This is a genomic window from Bordetella sp. H567 (assembly GCF_001704295.1).
Lineage (GTDB): Bacteria > Pseudomonadota > Gammaproteobacteria > Burkholderiales > Burkholderiaceae_B > Bordetella_C.
Window position 1 is genome coordinate 2976844 of record NZ_CP012334.1, and the last position, 20326, is coordinate 2997169.

19 protein-coding genes are annotated in these 20326 nt (G+C 67.4%); 7 read left to right on the plus strand and 12 right to left on the minus strand.

All coding sequences use genetic code 11. The features are described from left to right. Window positions 1-257 precede the first annotated feature (257 nt). The 5 genes from AKI39_RS13410 to AKI39_RS13430 all read right to left on the minus strand — a co-directional run bounded on the left by AKI39_RS13410 (window position 258) and on the right by AKI39_RS13430 (window position 5414). On the minus strand, window positions 258-1454 hold the full coding sequence (locus AKI39_RS13410; RefSeq protein ID WP_066636738.1) for a fumarylacetoacetate hydrolase family protein: 1197 nt from the start codon (window positions 1452-1454) through the stop codon (window positions 258-260). Between the two features lie 146 nt (window positions 1455-1600). Next, a complete protein-coding gene (locus tag AKI39_RS13415; protein ID WP_066636739.1) occupies window positions 1601-2617 on the minus strand; it encodes a tripartite tricarboxylate transporter substrate binding protein in 1017 nt (338 codons plus the stop codon). Window positions 2618-2709: 92 nt separating this feature from the next. Beyond that, on the minus strand, window positions 2710-3117 hold the full coding sequence (locus AKI39_RS13420; RefSeq protein WP_066636742.1) for a GFA family protein: 408 nt from the start codon (window positions 3115-3117) through the stop codon (window positions 2710-2712). Between the two features lie 117 nt (window positions 3118-3234). Continuing rightward, complete coding sequence (locus AKI39_RS13425; RefSeq protein ID WP_066636745.1) at window positions 3235-4404, minus strand: alpha/beta hydrolase family protein; 1170 nt, start codon at window positions 4402-4404, stop codon at window positions 3235-3237. 11 nt (window positions 4405-4415) lie between these two features. Next, complete coding sequence (locus AKI39_RS13430; protein WP_066636747.1) at window positions 4416-5414, minus strand: tripartite tricarboxylate transporter substrate binding protein; 999 nt, start codon at window positions 5412-5414, stop codon at window positions 4416-4418. 146 nt (window positions 5415-5560) lie between these two features. Between AKI39_RS13430 and AKI39_RS13435 the strand changes: the two genes are divergently transcribed. Then, a complete protein-coding gene (locus AKI39_RS13435; RefSeq protein WP_158515177.1) occupies window positions 5561-6481 on the plus strand; it encodes a LysR family transcriptional regulator in 921 nt (306 codons plus the stop codon). A gap of 18 nt (window positions 6482-6499) precedes the next feature. Here AKI39_RS13435 and AKI39_RS13440 read toward each other — a convergent pair whose 3' ends face one another. Next, window positions 6500-7447: a LysR substrate-binding domain-containing protein gene (locus AKI39_RS13440; protein WP_066636754.1), complete on the minus strand. Its 948-nt coding sequence runs from the start codon at window positions 7445-7447 to the stop codon at window positions 6500-6502. Window positions 7448-7596: 149 nt separating this feature from the next. Between AKI39_RS13440 and AKI39_RS13445 the strand changes: the two genes are divergently transcribed. Together AKI39_RS13445 and AKI39_RS13450 are read left to right on the plus strand one after the other, a co-directional pair. Beyond that, window positions 7597-8598, plus strand: coding sequence for a Bug family tripartite tricarboxylate transporter substrate binding protein (locus AKI39_RS13445; RefSeq protein ID WP_066636756.1), 1002 nt, complete (start codon window positions 7597-7599; stop codon window positions 8596-8598). A gap of 13 nt (window positions 8599-8611) precedes the next feature. Next, on the plus strand, window positions 8612-9757 hold the full coding sequence (locus AKI39_RS13450) for a mandelate racemase/muconate lactonizing enzyme family protein (protein ID WP_066636759.1): 1146 nt from the start codon (window positions 8612-8614) through the stop codon (window positions 9755-9757). Between the two features lie 2 nt (window positions 9758-9759). Here AKI39_RS13450 and AKI39_RS13455 read toward each other — a convergent pair whose 3' ends face one another. From AKI39_RS13455 to AKI39_RS13470, 4 genes are all read right to left on the minus strand, one after another. Further along, complete coding sequence (locus AKI39_RS13455) at window positions 9760-10725, minus strand: Bug family tripartite tricarboxylate transporter substrate binding protein (RefSeq protein WP_066636762.1); 966 nt, start codon at window positions 10723-10725, stop codon at window positions 9760-9762. A gap of 95 nt (window positions 10726-10820) precedes the next feature. Continuing rightward, window positions 10821-11963 (minus strand): acyl-CoA dehydrogenase family protein, encoded by a 1143-nt coding sequence (locus AKI39_RS13460; protein ID WP_066636765.1) that lies wholly within the window; start codon window positions 11961-11963, stop codon window positions 10821-10823. 98 nt (window positions 11964-12061) lie between these two features. Beyond that, window positions 12062-12673 (minus strand): enoyl-CoA hydratase/isomerase family protein, encoded by a 612-nt coding sequence (locus tag AKI39_RS13465; protein WP_066636768.1) that lies wholly within the window; start codon window positions 12671-12673, stop codon window positions 12062-12064. A 3-nt stretch (window positions 12674-12676) separates the two neighbouring features. Beyond that, window positions 12677-13513: an enoyl-CoA hydratase-related protein gene (locus AKI39_RS13470; protein ID WP_066636771.1), complete on the minus strand. Its 837-nt coding sequence runs from the start codon at window positions 13511-13513 to the stop codon at window positions 12677-12679. 224 nt (window positions 13514-13737) lie between these two features. Here AKI39_RS13470 and AKI39_RS13475 point away from each other — a divergent pair, with 224 nt between their 5' ends. Next, the gene (locus tag AKI39_RS13475; RefSeq protein WP_066636779.1) at window positions 13738-14727 is read left to right on the plus strand and encodes a Bug family tripartite tricarboxylate transporter substrate binding protein; all 990 of its coding nucleotides are present in this window, start codon (window positions 13738-13740) and stop codon (window positions 14725-14727) included. Between the two features lie 100 nt (window positions 14728-14827). On the opposite strand, the gene AKI39_RS13480 is transcribed toward AKI39_RS13475, so the two are convergent. Continuing rightward, window positions 14828-15478 (minus strand): TetR/AcrR family transcriptional regulator, encoded by a 651-nt coding sequence (locus AKI39_RS13480; RefSeq protein ID WP_066636781.1) that lies wholly within the window; start codon window positions 15476-15478, stop codon window positions 14828-14830. A 180-nt stretch (window positions 15479-15658) separates the two neighbouring features. Here AKI39_RS13480 and AKI39_RS13485 point away from each other — a divergent pair, with 180 nt between their 5' ends. From AKI39_RS13485 to AKI39_RS13495, 3 genes are all read left to right on the plus strand, one after another. After that, entirely contained in the window at window positions 15659-16453 is a 795-nt protein-coding gene (locus AKI39_RS13485; RefSeq protein ID WP_066636783.1) for an enoyl-CoA hydratase/isomerase family protein, read from the plus strand. Window positions 16454-16630: 177 nt separating this feature from the next. Then, window positions 16631-17524, plus strand: a complete 894-nt coding sequence (locus tag AKI39_RS13490; RefSeq protein WP_066636786.1) for an HpcH/HpaI aldolase/citrate lyase family protein — start codon at window positions 16631-16633, stop codon at window positions 17522-17524. A gap of 5 nt (window positions 17525-17529) precedes the next feature. Next, window positions 17530-19686 carry an AMP-binding protein gene (locus tag AKI39_RS13495; protein ID WP_145925273.1) on the plus strand — a complete coding sequence of 719 codons (2157 nt, stop codon included), beginning with the start codon at window positions 17530-17532 and terminating at the stop codon, window positions 19684-19686. Here the strand turns inward: AKI39_RS13495 and AKI39_RS13500 are convergent. Further along, window positions 19658-20281, minus strand: coding sequence for a cysteine dioxygenase (locus AKI39_RS13500; protein ID WP_066636792.1), 624 nt, complete (start codon window positions 20279-20281; stop codon window positions 19658-19660). The genes AKI39_RS13495 and AKI39_RS13500 overlap by 29 nt on opposite strands. Window positions 20282-20326 lie beyond the last annotated feature (45 nt).

A 20326-nucleotide genomic window follows, 5' to 3' on the forward strand; every position in this document is an offset into this window, starting at 1 on the left:
TCTGCTGCGCCCTTGAAGAAATCCTGGGGGTTTTTCAGCCGGGGACGATACCCGGCAAAGACCCTGAAAAACACGGAAAAATCGCGCGCAGCACAGCAAGCGCCGTGCCTTCGCACGGCGCCATTCATTCAGCTTTTCGTCAATCGACAGGGGCGTGTCGTAAGGCGGCGCGATGCTTGCAAGCCGCCTTCAAAACCATGACAGGGGCGCGCGCGGCCGACAATCCGCGGCGTGCGCCCGAGCGGCGGAACCGCCGCCTAGCGGAGCAGTCCGCGGCGCGCCAGGTTGGCGTACAGCTTGCGCACGCCGTAGGTCCACGGCGGGATCTCGGTGCATATCCGTACCGTATTGACCAGCTTGCCCAGGCCCGGGGAAGCGATCGTTACGCGGTCGCCCACCTTGTGGGTGAAGCCGCTGCCCGGCGTGCCGCGGTCCTGGATAGGCGAAAACATCGTGCCCAGGAACAGCATGAAGCCATCCGGATACTGGTGGTGGCGGCCGTAGGTCTGCGCCACCAGTTCCAATGGGTCCCTGCTGATCTCGCGCATATGGCTGACGCCGTTCAGCACGAAGCCGTCATCCTGGCCCTCGATCAGCAGCGACACGCTGTCGTCGCGCACGTCGTCGATGCCATAGTGCGCATCGAACAGGCGGATGAAGGGACCGATGGCGCAGGAGCCGTTGTTGTCCTTCGCCTTGCCGAGCAGCAGCGCGCTGCGGCCTTCGATGTCGCGCAGATTGACATCGTTGCCCAGGGCGGCGCCCACGGTTTCGCCGCGGCTGTTCACGGCCAGCACGATCTCCGGTTCGGGGTTGTTCCATTCGGACGCGGGCAGCAGGCCGACATCGGCGCCGAAGCCCACCGCCGACATGGGCTGCGATTTGGAAAACACTTCGGCGTCGGTGCCGATGCCCACTTCCATGTACTGGGACCAGGCGCCACGGCTGATCAGGGTTTCCTTCAGCCGCAGCGCGCCCTCCGATCCGGGCTTGATGCGGCGCAGGTCGGTGCCCAGGGTTTCCTGCAGCGTCGCGCGCATGGCTTGCGCGGCGCCGGCGTCGCCGCCCGTGCGCTCCTCGATCAGCCGTTCCAGCAGGCTGACGGCGAAGGTGACGCCGCAGGCCTTGATCGCCTGGACGTCGCACGGCGCCAGCAGGGTCATAGCCGCGGGATGGGCGGCGGCGTCCGCGCCGCCGTGACGGATGCTGGCCTGCAACAGCGGCCCTACCGGGCCCAGCGACTCGCCGGGCGCCGAACGGGCAACGTCGGCCGGATCGGGATGATCCAGCAGATCGGCCATGGTGGGCGCGGTGGCCGTGATGTCGTAGACCAGCCCGTTGCGCACCGCAACGATGCTGGGCCCGTCGATGGGCGCGGGACGCCAGACGCGCCCCACGAGGGTGGCATGCGCCGCGTCACGCGGCAGATAGTCCAGGTCGTTATTGTTGGTCATGGTGAGCTCCTCCTCGCGATCAATCGGCGAAGCTTATCGGCTGCCGGGGGCGGCTGTCCATGCCTACGTGCGCGTGGGGCGGCATCCGCGCACTGGATACGATTTTTGCCCGGGCGCTCATCGGGCGCCGATACGGTCCTGGGCCCTCATTGGATGTGGATATTGCCCTCGGCCATGACCTTGGACCATTTGCTGTTTTCCGCGGCGATGAAGGCGGCGGTCTGCGCCTGCGTCATATACGTGGGATGTTCGCCGGCCTGCTCCAGCCCGCTGAGCATGGCTGGGCTTTGCAGCGCCGTCTTGACGGCCGCGTTCAGCTTTTCCAGCACGGCGGCCGGCGTACCGCGCGGAGCCAGCAGCGCCGTCCAGAACTGCACGCGGAAGTCCGGAATGGTCTCGCCGACGGTGGGCAGCTCGGGCAGCAGCTTGCTGCGTGTATCGCCCGTCGTCGCCAGCCCCCGCAATTGCCCTTTCAGGATGTATTGCGACGCGGCCGGCAAAGTCGCGAAGGCGAAGTCGATACGGCCGCCGATCAGGTCGGTCATCGCCGGCCCGCTTCCTTTGTAGGGGACGTGCACGAGATTCGCCCCCGTGCGCAGCTTGAGCAGTTCGCCCGCCAGGTGCGGGCTGGAACCCAGGCCGGCGGAAGCGAAGGTCACGCCTTCGCGGCTTTGCCTGCCCGCGGCCACGAGGTCGCCCAGGCTCTTGATGGGAGAAGCGGCGGGTACCGACAGCACCAGCGGCGACACCGTCACGGTGGCAACGGGCGTCAGGCTTTGCGGATCGTACGGCAAGTGCCGCATCAGGCTGGGATTGGTGGCGAAGGCCGGGTCGGCCAGCAACAAGGTATAGCCGTCGGGCGCGGCGCGGGTCACCACGCTGGTCCCGATCACGCTGGCGCCGCCGGGCCGGTTCTCCACCACGACGTTGACGCCCAGCACCTTGTCGAGCTCGCGCGCCAGCAAGCGCGCGACCAGATCGGTGCCGCCGCCGGGCGGATAGGCCAGCACCAGGGTGATGGGATGGTCGGGATAACCGTCTGCCGCCTGGACGCCCGGCGTGGCCAGGCATAGCCACGCCAGGCACAGCGCCGCCGCGGCGTGCAGCGCCTGGCGCGTGCGCGCACAGGCAGACCCCGGCCTCTTGGCCACGCTTGCTCGCATACCTTCCCCTTTGCCGCGTCATCCCAAAATACGAACATATACCAAAATTGGTAATTAGGACAGGCCAGGGGCTTGATTTCGAAGCGTCCCGCTCAGGGCTGCCCTTCGACCTCCGGTATGTCGTGCAGGGGCGGCATCCAGCCGATACGGCGCCGCGTCCAGATCTGCCGTACCGGACGCCCCAGTTCATTGCGCTGGTCCAGCGCGCCCAGGCGCAGGGAATAGGTTTTCGGATTCTCCACGGCGCTGGAATATACCGGCGACCCGCAGTGCTCGCAGAACGCGTGCACCCGCTTGGCCCCGCTGTCCGCCGTCTTGATGTAGCGGCGCGGTTCACCCTTGATGATGCGAAAGTGTTCGGCGGCCGCCGGTATGTTCACGCGGAAGATGCCACCGCTCAGGCGCTGGCAATCGGTGCAATGACAGATGGCGACGGTGTCCGGATCCACTTCCGCCTGGTAGACGATGGCGCCGCAATGGCACTGGCCTTGCACTTTCATGGGCGATCTCCTGGGTGTTTGCCGTGTCGACGCGGCACCGGACACGGCCCGCTGCCGCGGCCGATGCCGGGATGCCCATGATAAACGCCAGCCCGCGCCAGGGCGTGTTGACAGACCCTAGATGCCGGCCACCGCGGCGTCCAGGCGTTCAGCCACCCAGTCCGTAATGTAGTCGGTCACCATGGTGCTGTTGTCCGCGCCGCAATGTTCCGCCCCGCCATCGAACAGGCTGAAGACCTTCAGCTCGCGGTCCCTGCTGTTGACCGCGGCCTGCACCGTGCGTTCGGCATGCCACAAGGGGATCTGCCTGTCGTTCTCGCCGTGCACGACCAGCAGGGGGCACGTGATCTTGCCCGCCACCTGTTCCAGGCTCATCTGGCGGACAACCTCCAGCGTGTCGGCGAACTTCTGTTTACCGAATACCCAGTTCAGGTGTTCGCCGAAGCCGGGCACCGAGGGCTCGCCATTGCCGTCCATGCGGCTTTGCACCGCCTTGCCGTAATCGAAGATCGCCCCCCACGCCACACAGCAGGCGAAGCGCGGCTCGAAGGCGGCGGCGCGCGGCGCGTAGTAGCCGCCCAGGCTCAGCGCGATGATGCCGATGCGCTTGGGATCCACATCAGGCCGGGTTTCCAGGTAGTCCACGCAGGCCGACGCGGGCTTCTCGGTGTCCGGCCCGCTGGTCAGGCCCTGCAAGCGCAGCGCCGCCCCGACGCCGGGGTGATCGACGATCAGCAGCGATACCCCCCGGCGGCGGAATTCGTCGGCGATCGCGGAATAGACGATTTCCTTGGTCAGGTCCAGCCCGTTGAAATGGACCATGCAGGGTCGCGCGCCGCCCCCCGGTGCCTTCATGAAGATCGCCGGCAGCGTCGTGGCCCCGTACGGGACGCGCACGTACTCGACGGGTTCGCGGCGCAGCGCCAGGCCTTTTTCATAGGCGGCGATGCCTTTCTTATAGGCCACGAGGCGGCGCGGGTCCTTGTGGCTGGGCATGCGTTCGGCCAGCATGAAATACAGACCGACGCGCAGCAGCTTGCGGCCCGCCGACAGCGGATGGCCCGCCGCCTCATCGGCCTGGGCCAGGCGCTCTACCCGCTCGGCCATCCTGCACCAGCTTTCGAACCAGGCATTCTGCGCGACGGCGTCGCCGTCCAGGGCGCGCTTGGCCGCGGCATCGTGCAGCGGCCGGCAGGCCTCGTCGATTTCCGCGATCTGGCCGCCGCGATTCAGCGCCGACATGACGGCCAGGCTCCAGGTGTAGTTGTTGGGAAAGTACTGGTACATGGCAAAGGCCCCTACTGTTGCGCCACGTTGGCGAGTTTCATCAATTCGCGCTGGTCCTGGATGTCCTGCTCCAGGAATCCTTGGAACGCCTGGGGCGTGGTACCCATGGTGATCAGCCCCATGTCCTCGAAGCGTTTGCGCACCTCGGGATCCGGCAGGAAGCGGGCCACCTCGCGTTGCACGCGGTCGACGATGGCCTTGGGCGTGCCGGCTGGCAGCCACAGGCCATACCAGCCCTGGATCTTGCTCATGCCCGGCATGCCGACTTCGTTGAAGGTGGGAACCTCGGGCAGCACCGGCGCGCGCAACGTGCTCGTGATCGCCAGGGCCCGCAGCTGTCCTGCCTGGATGGCTGGCAGGCCACCCGAGGTGGAGACGAAATTCATGGTGATCTGCCTGGCGATCACGGCCTGGAAGGCCTGCCCGCTGCCGCGATAGGCGACATGCTGGATATGCGTGCCGGCCAGGTGATTGAACAGCGCACCGGCCAGGTGGGTGATATTGCCCTCGCCGCTGGAACTGAAGTTCATGCTCTCCGGATGGGCCTTGGCCAAGGCGATGAAATCCTTTACGGTCCTTGCCGGCACGTCAGGATTCACGGCCATCACCAGTCCATAGGACCGGGCGATCTGCGTCACGGGCACGAAGTCCTCCATCGGCCGGTACGGCAGTTTCTTGTAAAGCACGCCGTTGGCCGTGAAGGAGCCCGTGTTCATCAGCATGGTGTAGCCGTCAGGCGCCGCCTTGGCCACCATGTCGGTGCCGATGATGCCATTCGCGCCGCCGCGATTGTCCACCACCACCGATACGCCCAGCGCCTGTCCGAGCCTTTGCGCCATGGTGCGCGCAACGACGTCCAGCGAGCCGCCCGCGGCGAAAGGGACCACCAGCCGGATGGGCCGGCTGGGCCAGTTGTCCTGGGCCTGCGCGTGCGCCGTCGCGGCGGCCAGCGCCACCCCGGCCGCGAGCGTCCACGCCATGCGGCGGCCGATTCCGTGGAAGGATGCCATAGACCTGTCTCCTCTATCCGCGTCGATGAATGGCGTGCGCAAAGGCCGCCCGCGCCGCGCGGTTGCACTCATTCTGGGATTGCCCGGGCCAACTGAAAAGCATATATTTCAGAGCCCTTCCATCGAATAAAAGCATGGGGCCGCATATGGACCTGCGACAGCTGCGCTACTTCGTCACGGTCGCGGAAAGCGGCAGCATCAGCGCCGCCGCGCAGCTTCTGCACGTGGCGCAATCGGCGGTCAGCCGCCAGATGAAGGTGCTGGAGGAAGACGTGGGCGGCGCGCTGTTCCGGCGCAGCGTGGCCGGGGTGGCGCTGACCGATAGCGGCGCCATGCTGCTGGAACGCGCACGCTTCATCCTGCGCGAAGTGGAAAGCGCCGCCAACGACGTGTCCACATTCAGCCGCGGCATGCGCGGCGTCGTGCGCATGGCCGCGCCCGCCAGCGTGGGCCGTGCGCTGTACGTGCAGACGGTACCGCCCTTCCGCCTGCAATACCCGCTGGTGCAGCTCGAACTGAGCGAAAGCCCGACCGACGACGTCCTGCATCGGCTGTTGAGCGGCTCGCTGGACCTGGGCATCGTTTCCGACCCGCCGGCGCAGGACACGCTGACGTTCGAGCCGCTGATCCGCGAAGAAACCGTGCTGCTGTGTGCGCCCGGCAGCCCCCTGGCGCGGCGGCGCTCGGTGGCGGCGACGCGGCTGCGCGCGGAATCCATCATCATTTCCGCCGGGCTGCGCCGCATCTATGCGGACCGCTATGGCGACCTCCGGCCCGCGGTGCAGATCGACGGGATCGGCGCCTCCGCGCGCCTGGCGATGGCGGGCGCCGGCTATGCCGTCTTCCCGCGATCGACGATTTCGACCTCCGACGTATTGACGAACCTGGTCGCCGTGCCGATCGAAGGCTTCGACATCATGCGGATGATGGCCACCGCGCGCGGACGGCCCGCAAGCCTGGCGGTACGCGCATTCCGCGCGGCCATCGAGGCGCAGTTCGCGCACTGCGTGCAGGATGGGGTTTTCACGCGGCGGACACGCGCCAGAGGGGCGCGGACGGGCGGATAGGCGCTCACGGTGCCGGCATCACGCGGCCGCCTCGCGCAGCGCCTCGCGGAAGCGCGCGACGGGTTCGAAGGCGGCCGCCTCCTTCAAGGCGAAGAACGACAAGCGCGTCGGCGCGAGCTGCATGGCATCCCCCCGCAGCATCCGCAGGGACAAGGCGTCGCGGTACCGCGCGACAAGGCTGTCGGGCGCGATCCCCAGGAATGCGCCGTTCGCGACGATATGCGCGCCGGAGTGCACCGACGAGCACACCAGCCGGGGGCGCGGCGCCGCCATGCCTCCGTTCAGGAACAGCCGCTGGAAGGCCGCATGGGTCCGTGAGCCGGGATTCGGCACGACCCACGGCCACTGGGCCAATTGCTGCACGGAAACCTGCCTGCGCCGCGTCAATGGATGGCTGGCCGCGGCGAAGACCCCCATCCGGCCCGACCACAAGGGCTCGATGCTGTAGCGATCCAGGTCCACCGCCGCCGCGATGGACTCGTCCAGCCACGCGACCGCGCAGTCCAGCTCGCCCGCCCCCAGCGCCTGCAGCAGGCCCTGGCTTTCGCCCTCCTGGATCCGCGTATAGGCCAGCGTGCCATCCGCCAGAAGACGGGACAGTGCGCCGGGCAGCGCGGTAAAGCCGGCGATCTGCACGCAGCCCACGCGCAGCGTCGGTATCGTCCCGGGCGCCTGGGCGGCTTCCATCGCCTGGCCCAGGATGGACATCGCGATCGCCAGCCGCTCGACAGCGCTGCGCCCCTGCGGCGTCAGGCGGGCACCCCGGGCGTCGCGTTCCACCAGGATGGCCTCGAACACCTGCTCCAGTTCGCGCAGCAGAAGCGTCACGGCCGGCTGGCTGATGCCCAGCTCCCGCGCCGCCGCGCCCAGGGACCCATGCTGCGCAACGATTTCCAGCAGCCGCAGATGCCGCACGCGCAGGCGGTCCAGGCGATAGCGCGCCGAAGCGGTAAGGTTGGCGGTCATGATGGCTCATACGCAATCAATATGAGCTGATGATAAATCCATAATTGATCCTGAATACCCATCCCCTCGATAATCCAGGGCAGGCCCGGGCGCGGCCGCCATCGCCGCGGCCATCGAACCGGCCGCCATTCGAATATGTGGAGACATCGATGACAGACCTGTCCAACCGCGCCCGGCGGTCCCTTCTGCATGCCGCGGCGGCGCTTGCCCTGGGCGCGGCCCCCTTGCACGCGCTTGCCGCGGACGCCTATCCCAGCCAACCCATACGGCTGATCGTGCCCTTCTCGCCGGGGGGCGCCGTCGACGTGTACGCCCGCATCGTGGCGCCCGCGCTGGGCAAGGAGCTGGGCCAGAACATCGTCGTGGATAACCGCCCCGGCGCCAGCGGCATCATCGGCACGGAGCTGGTGGCGCGCTCGCCCGCCGACGGCTATACGCTGGTGCTGGGCAATATCGCGACGCTGGGCATCAATCCGGTCATCTACAAGAACAATCCCTTCGATCCGCTCAAGCAGCTGACGCCCATTACCAAGACGGTCGTCGTCAACTACGTACTTGTCGTCAATCCCGACAAGGTGCCGGCGCGCACGGCGGCAGACCTGGTTGCCTATGCCAAGGCCCATCCCGGCGCGCTGAGCTACGGCTCCTCCGGCACCGGCAGCATGCAGCAAATGGCCGCCGCGCTGTTCGAGGCGCGCACGCAGACCAAGATGCTGCACGTGCCCTACAAGGGTACCGGCGCCCTGCTGGGCGACCTGGTGGCCGGCCACGTGGACATGATCTTCGCGGACCAGGGCACGATGATGCAGCAGGTCAAGGCCGGCAAGCTCGCCGTGCTGGGCGTGGGCGGGCTGCACCGGGTGCCGGAATATCCCGACATTCCCACCATCGCCGAAGCGGCCGGATTGCCGGGCTTCGAGGTCGTGGCCTGGCAAGGGCTCGCGGGGCCGGCCGGACTGCCCGCCGCCGTGGTGGACACGTTGAACAAGGCCGTCAACAAGGTCCAGGCCGACAAGGACATCCGCGCCAGGCTGCTGGAGGCCGGCCTGGTGCCCGACGCCGGGTCGCCGGAGGACTTCCGCCGCTATATCGGCGCCGAGCTTCAGAAATGGGGCAAAGTGGCCAACGACCTGGGCGTGAAAGCGGATTGAGCGGATATACCGAATGACGATCGAACGCGTTGAATGCCATGTCTTTCGTGCGCCCATCGCCACGCCCGTCCGGGCGGCGGTGGGCAGCTTCAGCGACCGGCCGGCGGTCTTTGTGCGCATCGCCGCCGCCGACGGGGCCTGGGGCTGGGGCGAGGTGTTCTGCAACTTCCCTGCCGTGGGCGCCGAACATCGCGCGCGCCTGACACGCGCGCTGGTCGCGCCCATCCTGGCCGGCACGCCCAGCGACGATCCCACGGGGACGTGGCGCATGCTGAGCGGCACCCTGCGCCGCATGGCGATCCAGTCGGGCGAACCCGGCCCCATGGCACAGGTGGCCTCGGCCATCGACCAGGCGCTATGGGATATGCGGGCGCGGCGGGCGGGACAGCCGCTGTGGCGCGTCCTGGCGGCGGCGGCCGGTACGTCCAGCGATGCGGCGAACGGGCGCGTCCTGCCCTATGCCAGCGGCATCGGGCCCGACAAGGTGGCCGAGACGGCGCTGGCCAAGCGGAGCGAAGGCTACAGCGCCTTCAAGTTCAAGGTGGGATTCGAGCCGGCCCGTGACCTGGCGAACTTCCGCGACATCCGGGATGCGCTGGGGCCCGATGCGCGCATCATGGTCGACGCCAACCAGGCATGGACGCCGGACATCGCGGCCGAACGCGTCGCGGCGCTGGAAGCCTTCCGTCCTTACTGGGTGGAAGAACCCCTGGCGGCCGACGAAGCCCTGGCCGACTGGCGCTGCCTGGCACGCGGCACCACGCTGGCATTGGCGGCCGGCGAGAACATCCGCGGCCAGGCGGAGTTCCAGACCGCCGTCGACAACGGACATCTGCGCTTCATCCAGCCGGACGTCGGCAAATGGGGCGGAATTTCAGGCTGCATGGCGGTGGCCCGCTATGCGCAGATCGCCGGCCTGACTTTCTGCCCGCACTGGCTAGGCGGGGGCATCGGATTGGCTGCTTCCATGCATCTGCGCGCGGCGCTGGGGCCGGCGGGCATGGTGGAGGTGGACGCCAATCCCAATCCGCTGCGGGAAAGCGTATGGACGCTGCCGCAGATGGCCAACGAAGACGGCTGGATCACGCTGCCCGAAACGCCGGGCATCGGCGTCGAGCCGGACCTGGCGGCGCTGGCGCGGTATCACGTGCCGTACTGACATCAGGCCTTGATGCCCTGCTCCTTGATGATGCGGCCGTACTTCGCCGTTTCCGCGGCGACGTACTGGCGCAGCCCATCCGGCGTGGTGTGCATGGCGTCGGCGCCCAGGTCTGAAAACTTCTGCTTCAGTACGGGGTCGTCCATGGCGGTGACCAGCGCCTGGCGGAAACGCGCCGCGACCGGCGCGGGCACGCCGGCCGGCAGCCAGATGCTCCAGCAGTTCGCGCCGACCAGCTCCTTGTAGCCCGCTTCCACTACCGTGGGGACATTGGCCAGGTGCGCATTGCGCTGCGCGCCCGTATAAGCCAGCGCGCGCAGATTGCCGGAACGGATATGCGGCAAGGCCGCGGGCGGATCGACGGCGATCAGGTCCAGCCGGTTGGCCAGCACATCGTTCAGCGCCTGCGCCCCGCCCTTGTACGGCACATGCGTGATCTTCACGTGGGCGGCGTCGTTCAGCATGGCGCCCCACAGATGCGCGAATGTGCCTATCCCGCCGGAGCCGTAGTTCAGCTTGCCGGGATACGCGCGGGCCGCGGCAACCAGTTCCTGCAGGGTCTTGTAGGGCGAAGCCGCCCCCACCACCACGACGGCCGGCCCCGTGGCGATCAGGGACACGGGCATGAAGTCCTTGTTCATGTCGTAGGCCATCTGCGAGATCAAGGGTTGGGTGATGGCCGATCCCAAGGTGCCCATGGTGAAGGTGTAGCCGTCCGGCGGCTGGCGGGCCGCGTAGACCATGCCGATGGCGCCGCCGGCGCCCGCGTGGTTCTCGACGATGATGGCCTGCCCGAAGGTTTCGCCCAGCTTCTGCCCGAAGATGCGCGCCATCGTGTCCGCTGCCCCGCCCGGCGGGAAGTTCACCACGAACTTCAGCGGACGGGACGGGTACGCGTCGGCCGCGCCTGCCCAGCGTGGGGAGGCGGCCGCAAGCAGCGCCGCCGCCAGAAATCCTCGTCTGGTCATGATGGTCTCCACCAGTGATAGATTCATGCGCCGGCCTCTGCGGGCCGCTCCGGTCCGGGATGCCCCGGTGCCGTGGGTAATGCCGTTTGGAACGCCTACAGCCCCAGGCTGGCGGCAATGATGTTCTTCTGGATTTCCGACGTGCCCCCGCCTATCGTCGCCAGCCGCGAATCGCGGAAGAAACGCTGCATCGGGTATTCCATGCAGTATCCGTAGCCGCCCAGGATCTGCAGGCACATGTCCGAGATCGTCTTGTACGACTCGGCCACGTAGTACTTCAGCACCGCCGTATCCGCCCGCTCGGCCTGGCCATGCTCCATCAGCCAGGCGTAGCGGCGGATCATGGTCTGCGACAGGTCCAGCATGACCTTCATGTCCGCGAACTTGTGCTGCGTGACCTGGAAGCTGCCGATAGGCTTGCCGAACTGATGCCGCGTCTTCGCGTAGTCCAGCGCGTATTCGAACGCCCGCCGCGCCGCGCCGATGCGGGCGGCCGACAGGCACAGGCGTTCATAGCGCAGCGTGTCCTCGCAGACGGACCAGCCCTTGTCCAGCTCGCCCAGCACGGCGCTGCGCGGCACGCGCACATTGGTATAGGTGACCTCCGTCGTACCGATGGCGTGCTGGCCCAGCGTGGGGATCTTGCGGATCTCGATGCCGGGCAGCCTGGTATCGACCAGGAAAGTGCTGATGCCCAGTTGCTTCTTGCCCAGGTCGCTGGTGCGCAGCGCCAGCAGCACGTAATCGGCGATATCCATGCCGGAGGTGAAAACCTTGCGGCCATTGATGACGAAGCCGTCGCCATCGGCGACGGCCCGCGTCTTCAGGGCAGCCGCGTCGGAACCGGAATCGGGCTCGGTCAGCGCGAAGGCGAAGGAGATCTCGCCCTTGACCACGCCCGGCACGATGCGCTGCTTCTGTTCCTGCGTGCCGTGCTTCAGCACGGCGTAGCAGCCGTAGGTGAAATTGCGGAACAGCCAAAGCCCCAATTCCTCGAAATGGTTGCCGGCTTCCTCCAGCAGCAATGCCAGGTCGGTGGGCGTGCCGCCGGCGCCGCCGTATTCCTCCGGCGCGATCAGCCCCAGCCAGCCGTTGGCGGCCAGCGCCTGGAACGCCTCGCGCGGCGGCGTCATGGTTTCATCGCAGCGGGCGGCGTATTCCATGCTGCACACGTCGTCCAGCAATACGCGGACGTGGTCGCGCATGGCTTCCTGTTCACTGGTCAATCCGAAGTTCACGCTGGGGCATCCTTTCGAAAAAGCCGGATAGGGGCCGCGACTGCCGGCCCACGGCCATCCACGGCACAGAATTCAATCACTTGATTGAATCATACAGTTCAATTCGAGCCGGGGTCAATGCGGCGCGCCGCCGCCAATGCCGCGTCCAGGGGATCGCCGTCCACCACACGCGTGACCAGCCCCCAGCGCAGCGCCTGCGCCGCATCGAAGGGCCGGCCGGTCAGCGCGGCGTAGTACAGGCCGCGCCGCGACATCATGTTGGTCGCCGACTTGATGATCTGCCCACCCGGCACGAAGCCGAAGTTGATTTCCGGAAAGCCGAAGCGCGCATCGCGGGACGCGATAACGATGTCCGACGATTCCAGAATAGGCATGGCGCCGCCCAGGCAATAGCCCTGCACGGCGCTGATGATGGTCTGCGGCATCGCGCGCAGCAGGCGCGTGCGCCAGTTTTCCGTCGCGGCCCGGGCGCGGCGCAGCTCCTCGGGCGGCCGGGTGGAACTGTCGAAGAAGTCCTTCATATCCATGCCGGCGGAAAAATGCCCGCCGACGCCGTGGAACACCAGGGTATGGATTTCCCGCACATACCGGGTGCGCAGCAGGACGTCTTCGAGCGCCAGCGTCAGCTCCACGCCGATCGCATTGCGCTTGGCCGCGCGGTCCAGGCCGACGCAGCGTATGCCGCTGTCCAGGTCGCTGATCTTCAGCATCCATCACCCTCCCAGGCCAGGCTTGCTCTTGCCCGCCAGGAAGCTTTCGACGGCGGCCGCGCGCGTCGAGGGTTGGCCGGCCTGCAGCGTTTTCAGCTCCGCGAATTTCGCGGCCGTGAAACTGAGCACGCCGTCCCAGCTCATCGCGCCGACGTGACGCAGGGTTTCCTTGGTGAAGCGCAAGGCGATGGGGTCCTTCGCGGCGAGTTCGCCGGCCAGCGCATAGGTGGCCGCCTCCAGTTCGGCGGCGGGCAGACTGCGGGTCGCCAGGCCGTTGCGCTCGGCCTCGGCGCCGTCGAATTCCTCGCCGGTCAGCAAGAAATAGCCGGCCGCGCGCGGCGTCATGACCTCGGACGCCGACTTGGCGGTCGCCCCGTAAGGCAGCGCGCCCTCCAGCGGACCCACGGCGGAAAAACGCGCGTCTTCGGCCGTGTGAACGATGTCGCAGCTTTCCAGGATGGAGAGCGCCCCGCCGCGGCACGCGCCCTGCACCATCGCAACGACGGGCTGCGGCAGACGGCGCAGGGCACGCACGCGCCATTCGTCCGCGGCGTCGCGCAAGGCGCGCAGCTCCGCGGTATCGCGGCCATCGGGATCGAAGAAATCCGGCGCGTCCAGGCCGGTGCAGAAGCTGCCGCCGGCGCCGCGCAGCACCACCACACGCACGGCGTCGTCGGCAGCGACGGCGGACAGCAGCGCTGTCATCTCGCGGCTCATCGCGGCGTCGATGGCATTACCCAGTTCCGGACGGTTGAGCGTAACGGTAAGGATGCCGCCGTCCAGCGCAGCGGTGACGCACCGCAGCGCGCCGGCATCGATGCTGGTAGTTGAATATTGCATGGCACCTCCCGCTCGTTCTTCCGGCAACGCGACTGCGCGGGTCGCTCAGGCGGGCCCGGCCGGCGCCACGGCGTGTCCGCGGCGGACAGCCAGTGTATCTCAATCATTCGATTGATTGAATCACCTGATTGAATGGATCAAGCGATTGCTTTACCATCCCCACAGCTCGCCATGGCAACGCCGTAACGGAACCGAAAACTAAAACGCGAGCGGAAAGGAGACATATGAAATCCCCCATCCGAACAGCCTCGGCGCGCGCCGGGCTGGGCCTGCTGCTGGGCATGGCCCTGGGTCTGGCCGCGCCTGGCGCCCGCGCCGACGGCTACCCGAGCAAACCTATCCGCGTCATCGTGCCCAGCTCGCCGGGCGGCAGCCCGGATGTGCTGGCCCGCATCATCTGCGCGCCGCTCAGCCAGGAGCTCGGCCAGCCCCTGGTGGTGGAAACGCTGCCGGGCGCGGCGGGCATCGTGGGCACCGCCAAGGTCGCGCAGTCGCCGCCCGATGGCTATACGCTGCTGTACGGCTTTAACCAGATCGCGACCATGAACCCGCCGCTGTACAAGAAGCTGCCCTACCAGCCGGAACGCGACCTGGCGCCGATCGGGTTGACGCTCAACCTGAGCTATATGTGGATCGCCAACAAGGACTTCCCGCCGTCCAGCATCGCCGAGCTGACCGCGCTGAACCGCGCGCATCCGGGAACAGTGACCTATGCATCGACCGGCCCGGGCTCGGCCGCGCACCTGGGCGGCCTGTTGCTGGAACGCATGACCGACACGCACATGATGCACGTGCCCTACCGCAGCAACACCAACCCTGACCTGCTGGCCGGTGTCGTGCAGCTGAAGCTGGACCCGGTCGCGGCGTCGATTGGACTGGTCCAGAGCGGCAAGGTAAAGGTGCTGGCGGTCAGCGCGCCCCAGCGGCTCGCCGTGCTTCCGGACGTCCCCACGGTGGCCGAGACGGTGCCGGGCTACGAGATGGTGGGTTGGCAAGGGCTGTGGGCGCCGGTCGGCACGCCGGAGCCCATCATCCGCAAGCTGAACGCGGCGATGATCAAGGTGATCAATACGCCCGACATGCAGAAGCGCATCAAGGACTTGGGCTACGAGCCGCTGGGATCGTCGCCGGACGAAATGGCCAAGCGCATCCACGCCGAACTCGAACAGTGGACGCGCATCGTCAAGCAGGAGAACCTGTCGCTGGATCAATAGCGCGGGGGTCAGGGCGCCGGTGTGCCCGCGCAAGGATGCCTCGGTGTGAGCGTCACGGCGCCGAGGCGAGCGTCATGGCGCCGCCCGCTCCGGACGCGTTTCAAGGCGCGCGGAATCCGGCGGCCACGAAGCGGACCATGTGTTCCAGGGCGGCTTCCGGGTCCGTCGTATCGATTTCGCCATGGGAGATCGACTCGATGCGCCCCGGCCGCGCCATGGTGTAGACCATGGCGCCCAGCATGAAGTGAAAGCGCCAATAGAGCTCGTGCCGCGACAGCTTGGGCAAGGCCTTGGCCAGGGCTTGCAAGGCCATCTCGTTGGTGCGCCCGAAAGCGTGGTCCAGCACATTGCGCTTGACCTCTTCGCGCTCGAACACCATGCGCGAACGCAGCATGGTGAACGCCAGTCCTTCCGGGGTGTTCAGCATGTCCAGGGCCGGCCGCAGGAAGGCGCGCAGCACCTCTTCCAGGATGGGCCTGCCCTGCCGGTCCGTTTTCACTTGCGACAGCAAGCGTTCGCGCTGTTCGGCGATGGGGCGCGAGCGCACGGCGAACAGCTCGTCCAGCACCGCGTCCTTGGACCCGAAGTGATAGTGCGCCGCGGCGCTGTTCACGCCGGCGGCCGAGGTGATTTCGCGCAGGCTCACGTCGCCGATGCTGCGTTCGCTGAACAGGCGTTCGGCCGCCTGCAGGATGCGTTGCGGCGTGCTCATTTCCACGTCCGCGATAACTTTTTTTGTCGCTTTGGCCATGACGTCGTCGTAGGGAATCGGAAGTCGATTGTAGAAGAAAGCGGGCGGGCGCTTTAATCAAGCAGTTGATTGACTTGTACGCGCACGCGTCGTACATTTCAATCACTCGATTGAAATTTCGCCCGACAAGGCTCGGCCGTCGCGCCCACGCCCGCCGGAATCCCCCCTGCCCCAGATACCATGACCGCAAGCCCACTCGAAACCCTCCACGTGACGCGCCTGGGCCAGGTCGCCGTCATCAGCCTGAACCGGCCACAGGCGATGAACGCCATCGATATGCGCATGCGGCGCGAGCTGCGCGACACGCTGGACGTGTTGCGGCGCGATGCGGAGATCGGGGCCGCCGTGCTGACCGGCAGCGGGCCGAAGGCCTTTTGCGCCGGGATGGATCTGCGCGAATTCGCCGAGACCAGCGCGGGCCAGCCCATCACGGAAATGCGCCGGTTTCGCTGGGAGCAGCCCGAAGGCATCGCCGCCTTCGACAAACCCATCGTCGCCGCCGTCAACGGATTGGCCATCGGCGGCGGCGTGGAGCTCGCGCTGCTGTGCGACATGGTGTACGCCAGCGATGCCGCGACCTTCGCCTTCGCCGAGGTCAAGCGCGGCCTGATGCCCGGAAACGGCGGCACGCAGCGGCTGTCGCGACGCATCGGCACGCCGCGGGCGCTGGAGATGATCCTGACGGGACGTACCGTGGAGGCGGCCGAGGCCCTGGCCATCGGGCTGGTGGAATATGTGGTGCCGGGCGCGGAACTGCGGGACCGCGCGGTGGCGCTGGCGGCGCAAATGGCGGCCAACGCGCCGGCAGCCGTACGCACCGCCAAGGCGGCGGTGCACCGCGGCGCGGACATGCCGCTGGAGGCCGGCTTGCGGCTGGAGCAAGACCTGGCGGCCTTCCTCTACACCACGGAAGACGCGAAAGAAGGCCCGCGCGCCTTCCTGGAGAAGCGTCCCCCGCGCTGGCAGGGACGATGAAGGCTCTGCTCCATCACGAATCCATTACCGCATCCATGGCCGCGATCCTTGACCGCGATCCATGACCGCGTGCCATCACTGCAATCGATGCCCCCACCGGTGACTGCAACGCATGAGCGCGTTCCCGATCGTCATGCGCACCGGCATCCCGAGCAACACCGTAATCGAAGGACATCCATGACCGCATCCCCCGCGAAGCTGTACCGCACCCTGTTGTTCGCGCCGGGCAGCCGCCCGGAACTGATGGAGAAGGCGCAGGCCGGTGCGGCGGACGCGCTGATCTTCGACCTGGAAGATTCTGTTGCGCATAACGCCAAGGACGAAGCGCGCGCCAACGTCGCGGCCGCGCTGGCCGGCGGTCTGAAGAAGCCCATGTACCTGCGCATCCAGAATCCACGGTCCGGCGACTTCCGCGCCGATCTGACGGTGCTGGAAAAGGCCCCGTCGCTGGACAACGTCATGGGCATCATCGTGCCCAAGGCCGAACTGGAAGCCGACCTGCGCGATGTCGCCGACGGCCTGGCGGCCATCGAGCGCGCGCGCGGCCTGGCGGAAAACCGGCTGTCCGTGATGCCGCTGATCGAAACCTGTCTGGGGCTGCGCAATACCTACGAACTGTGCAAGGCCACGCCGCGCATTTCCGGCGTCGCCCTGGCCAGCGCCGAACAAGGCGACTTCATGGTGGACCTGGGCGGACGCTGGACCCCACAAAGCCTGGCGCTGGCCTATCCGCGCGGCAAGATGGTGGTGGACGCGCGCGCTGCCGGCATTCAATGGATCGTCGACGGCGTGTTCATGAACCTGAAGGATCTGGACGCGCTGCGCACCGAGTGCCTGCTGGCGCGGGAGCTGGGCTGCACCGGCAAGATGGCGATCCATCCCACCCAGGTCGACGTCATGCACCAGGTGTTTTCGCCGACGGCCGAGGAAATCGAATACGCCCGCGGCCTGCTGGAGGCCTTTCGCGAAGGCGAGGCGCGCGGCCTGGGCGCCGTCAAGTATCGCGGCATGATGGTGGACTACGCCAATGTCCGCCTGGCCGAACGCACCCTTTCCCTTGCCGGATGCTGACCGACATGTCCACCCTGCCTGAAGCCCCCCGCTCCGCCGCCGCGACCGCGGCCCCTGCCGAGGCCAAGACCGCTACGGCGGCCCCAGCGCCAGCGCCAGGCGCAGCCCCGGCCCCAACCGCGGCGGCAACCCTTGCGGTACCTGATATCGGTCCCGCCGGCAGCGTTCCCGTCCGCCCCTACGCGCCGCTGCGCACGCTGGCCGACATCCTGGAAATCGAGAAAACGCCGCTCGACCAGCGCATCACACGCTGGGATTTCGCCCTGAACCTGCTGGACGGCTGCAGGCACAAGCCGGCACGCGCGGCTATCCACGCGACGCACAACGGCAATATCGACGGCGCCCTCGTCACCTGGTCGTTTGCCGACCTGGAACGGCACTCGCTGCGCATCGCCAATCTGCTGCGCGCCAGCGGCATCGGCGCGCAAGACCCCGTGGCCATCGTCAGCCCGACGGTGCCGGCCCTATTCGCGACCTTCATTGGCGGCCTGCTCGCGGCGCGGCCCTTCCCCATCAACTGGATGCTGGATGCCCATGCGCTGGCCGACCTGATCGGCCGGTCCGGCGCCAAGGCCGTGATCGCGTTGGGGCCCACGCCGGGGTTTTCCATCTGGGAAAACGTCAGCGCCGCGCTGGCGCTGCTTGCGGACCGTGCCGGCCATGGCGCGGGCGAAGCGGCGGCCGATACGGCGACTACCGCAAATGCGACGAATGACAAAGATCCCGCGGCGATGGCGGCCCTGCCGCGCCCTCCCCGGCTGTTCACCCTGCATGATCCCTTCGCCTCGCCGCACGATCACGATCTGCTGACAGCAGCCGCCGCGCACGCCGGCGACCGGCTGGAATTCCCGCGCGAGACCGCGACGCGCGCGACGATCGCCTGCTATGTCCACTCGGGCGGCACCACCGGCCACCCCAAGATCGTCAAGGTTACCCATGGCGGGATGGTCTTCCGCCAATGGGCGGCGAATTTCTGCCTGGCCTTCACGCCGGACGACGTGGTGCTGTCCGATACGCCGCTGTTCCATATCGGCGGCCTGCTGGTGCGCGGCCTGGTATCCACCGCCGATGGCCACACGACCGTGATTCCCAGCATGCACGGCGCGCGCGATAAAGACTACATCGCCAACTACTGGCGCTATGTGGAACGCTTCGGCGTCACGCAGATTTCCGGCGTGCCCACCACGCTGTCGGTGCTGGCCAAGCAGCCGCCAGCGACGGAAGACATTTCGTCGCTGCGGCCCTACTTCGCCACGGGCTCCACGGCGATGGCCCCGGTGGTGCAGGAACGCATTGAAGCGATTACCGGCGCGCGCACGCTGCAAACCTATGGCTTGACCGAAAACACCAGCCACGTCACGGTGGACCCGCGCGATGGCGAGATCCGGCGCGGCTATTCGGGCCTGCGGGTGCCATACACCACCGTGCGCATCGCACAGGTGGACAAGGACGGCGAGATCCTGCGCGATTGCGCCACCGGCGAGATCGGCATGGTGCTGGTCCGCAGCCCCGGCGTGGCGGCTGGCTACCTGGACCCGGCGCAGAACCGCGGCGTGTTCCGGCCCGACGGCTTCCTGGTGACGGGCGACCTGGGCTGTGTCGACGGCGACGGCTATCTGCGCATCAGCGGCCGGCAAAAAGACTTGATCATCCGCGGCGGTCACAACATCGAGCCGGGGATCATCGAGAACGCGCTTGTGCAAGCCCCCGGCGTGGCCCTGGCCGCCGCTGTTGGAAAGCCCGACGCATATGCCGGCGAATTGCCGGTCGCCTACGTGGAACTGCAGCCCGGCGCGCAAGTGACGGCGGAAGAACTGCTGCGCTTCGCGGCGGAGCGCATCCCGGAGCGACCAGCCGTACCGAAGGAAATCATCCTGGTCGACAAGCTGCCGTTGACGGCGGTGGGCAAACCGATCAAGCACCTGCTGCAGCTGGACGCCGCGAAGCGCGTTTTCAACGAAGTACTGCGGCCAGTGGCCTGCGAGTGGGAGTTGGAGGTCGTCAATACCGGGGGCAGCGGATTGAAAGTGTCCGTCGCGCTGAAGGACGCGACCTCCGAGGCCCGGCGGCAAACAGAGGAAATACTGTCCGCATTCTCGGTTCCCTACTCGATCAGCGAAACCGGCGCACCGGCTACTTCCCCATATCGATCTGGGACCTGAGGTGCGCGGAGCGGTCCCAGATGTTGGGAAGCTGCGCGGCGGAATACCCCGAGACGAAGGGCTTTGCCCGGCCGGATACCGGATCGAACACGCTGCGCCGCACCGCCCCGATATTCGCGCCGTACATGTGCACGCTGATGGAGACCCGATCGGCGTGGGCATTACGCACCTCATGGATGTCGCCTTCGGAGGGCGACAGGGCTTCGACCATGCCCGGCTTCAGGTGGGCCGGCTGGCCAACCGGCGCATAGCCCACGCCATCGTCCGCCCGCGCATAGCGCTGGCTGATTTCCTCGCCGCGCAGCATGCCGACATATCCCCACACGGTATGGTCATGCACCGGCGTGCGCTGACCCGGTCCCCACACGAAGCTGACGATACAGAAGCGCTCCAGCGGATCGCAGTGCAGCAGGTATTGCTGGTAGTGCGCCGCGTGCGGCACGGCGCAGTCCGCGGGCAGCCAGTCGTCGTGGCTGACCAGGTCGCGGAATGCGGCTAGCAATTCGGGGCCGGGCATCCCCGCAGCCCCTTCCCGATCGGCACGGCGCGTCGCATCCGCGACGAAGTCGCGCAGCCTGTCGATACCTGTACTCATGGCAGTCTCCCTATGACGATGCCGACCGGAAAGATTCATCGTAGC

What these genes read in the sequence shown, in the direction of transcription:
- AKI39_RS13410 (WP_066636738.1), bottom strand. Translation starts at nt 1,454, where the DNA reads ATGACCAACAATAACGACCTGGACTATCTGCCGCGTGACGCGGCGCAT.
- AKI39_RS13415 (WP_066636739.1), bottom strand. Translation starts at nt 2,617, where the DNA reads ATGCGAGCAAGCGTGGCCAAGAGGCCGGGGTCTGCCTGTGCGCGCACG.
- AKI39_RS13420 (WP_066636742.1), bottom strand. Translation starts at nt 3,117, where the DNA reads ATGAAAGTGCAAGGCCAGTGCCATTGCGGCGCCATCGTCTACCAGGCG.
- AKI39_RS13425 (WP_066636745.1), bottom strand. Translation starts at nt 4,404, where the DNA reads ATGTACCAGTACTTTCCCAACAACTACACCTGGAGCCTGGCCGTCATG.
- AKI39_RS13430 (WP_066636747.1), bottom strand. Translation starts at nt 5,414, where the DNA reads ATGGCATCCTTCCACGGAATCGGCCGCCGCATGGCGTGGACGCTCGCG.
- AKI39_RS13435 (WP_158515177.1), top strand. Translation starts at nt 5,561, where the DNA reads ATGGACCTGCGACAGCTGCGCTACTTCGTCACGGTCGCGGAAAGCGGC.
- AKI39_RS13440 (WP_066636754.1), bottom strand. Translation starts at nt 7,447, where the DNA reads ATGACCGCCAACCTTACCGCTTCGGCGCGCTATCGCCTGGACCGCCTG.
- AKI39_RS13445 (WP_066636756.1), top strand. Translation starts at nt 7,597, where the DNA reads ATGACAGACCTGTCCAACCGCGCCCGGCGGTCCCTTCTGCATGCCGCG.
- AKI39_RS13450 (WP_066636759.1), top strand. Translation starts at nt 8,612, where the DNA reads ATGACGATCGAACGCGTTGAATGCCATGTCTTTCGTGCGCCCATCGCC.
- AKI39_RS13455 (WP_066636762.1), bottom strand. Translation starts at nt 10,725, where the DNA reads ATGACCAGACGAGGATTTCTGGCGGCGGCGCTGCTTGCGGCCGCCTCC.
- AKI39_RS13465 (WP_066636768.1), bottom strand. Translation starts at nt 12,673, where the DNA reads ATGCTGAAGATCAGCGACCTGGACAGCGGCATACGCTGCGTCGGCCTG.
- AKI39_RS13470 (WP_066636771.1), bottom strand. Translation starts at nt 13,513, where the DNA reads ATGCAATATTCAACTACCAGCATCGATGCCGGCGCGCTGCGGTGCGTC.
- AKI39_RS13475 (WP_066636779.1), top strand. Translation starts at nt 13,738, where the DNA reads ATGAAATCCCCCATCCGAACAGCCTCGGCGCGCGCCGGGCTGGGCCTG.
- AKI39_RS13480 (WP_066636781.1), bottom strand. Translation starts at nt 15,478, where the DNA reads ATGGCCAAAGCGACAAAAAAAGTTATCGCGGACGTGGAAATGAGCACG.
- AKI39_RS13485 (WP_066636783.1), top strand. Translation starts at nt 15,659, where the DNA reads ATGACCGCAAGCCCACTCGAAACCCTCCACGTGACGCGCCTGGGCCAG.
- AKI39_RS13490 (WP_066636786.1), top strand. Translation starts at nt 16,631, where the DNA reads ATGACCGCATCCCCCGCGAAGCTGTACCGCACCCTGTTGTTCGCGCCG.
- AKI39_RS13495 (WP_145925273.1), top strand. Translation starts at nt 17,530, where the DNA reads ATGTCCACCCTGCCTGAAGCCCCCCGCTCCGCCGCCGCGACCGCGGCC.
- AKI39_RS13500 (WP_066636792.1), bottom strand. Translation starts at nt 20,281, where the DNA reads ATGAGTACAGGTATCGACAGGCTGCGCGACTTCGTCGCGGATGCGACG.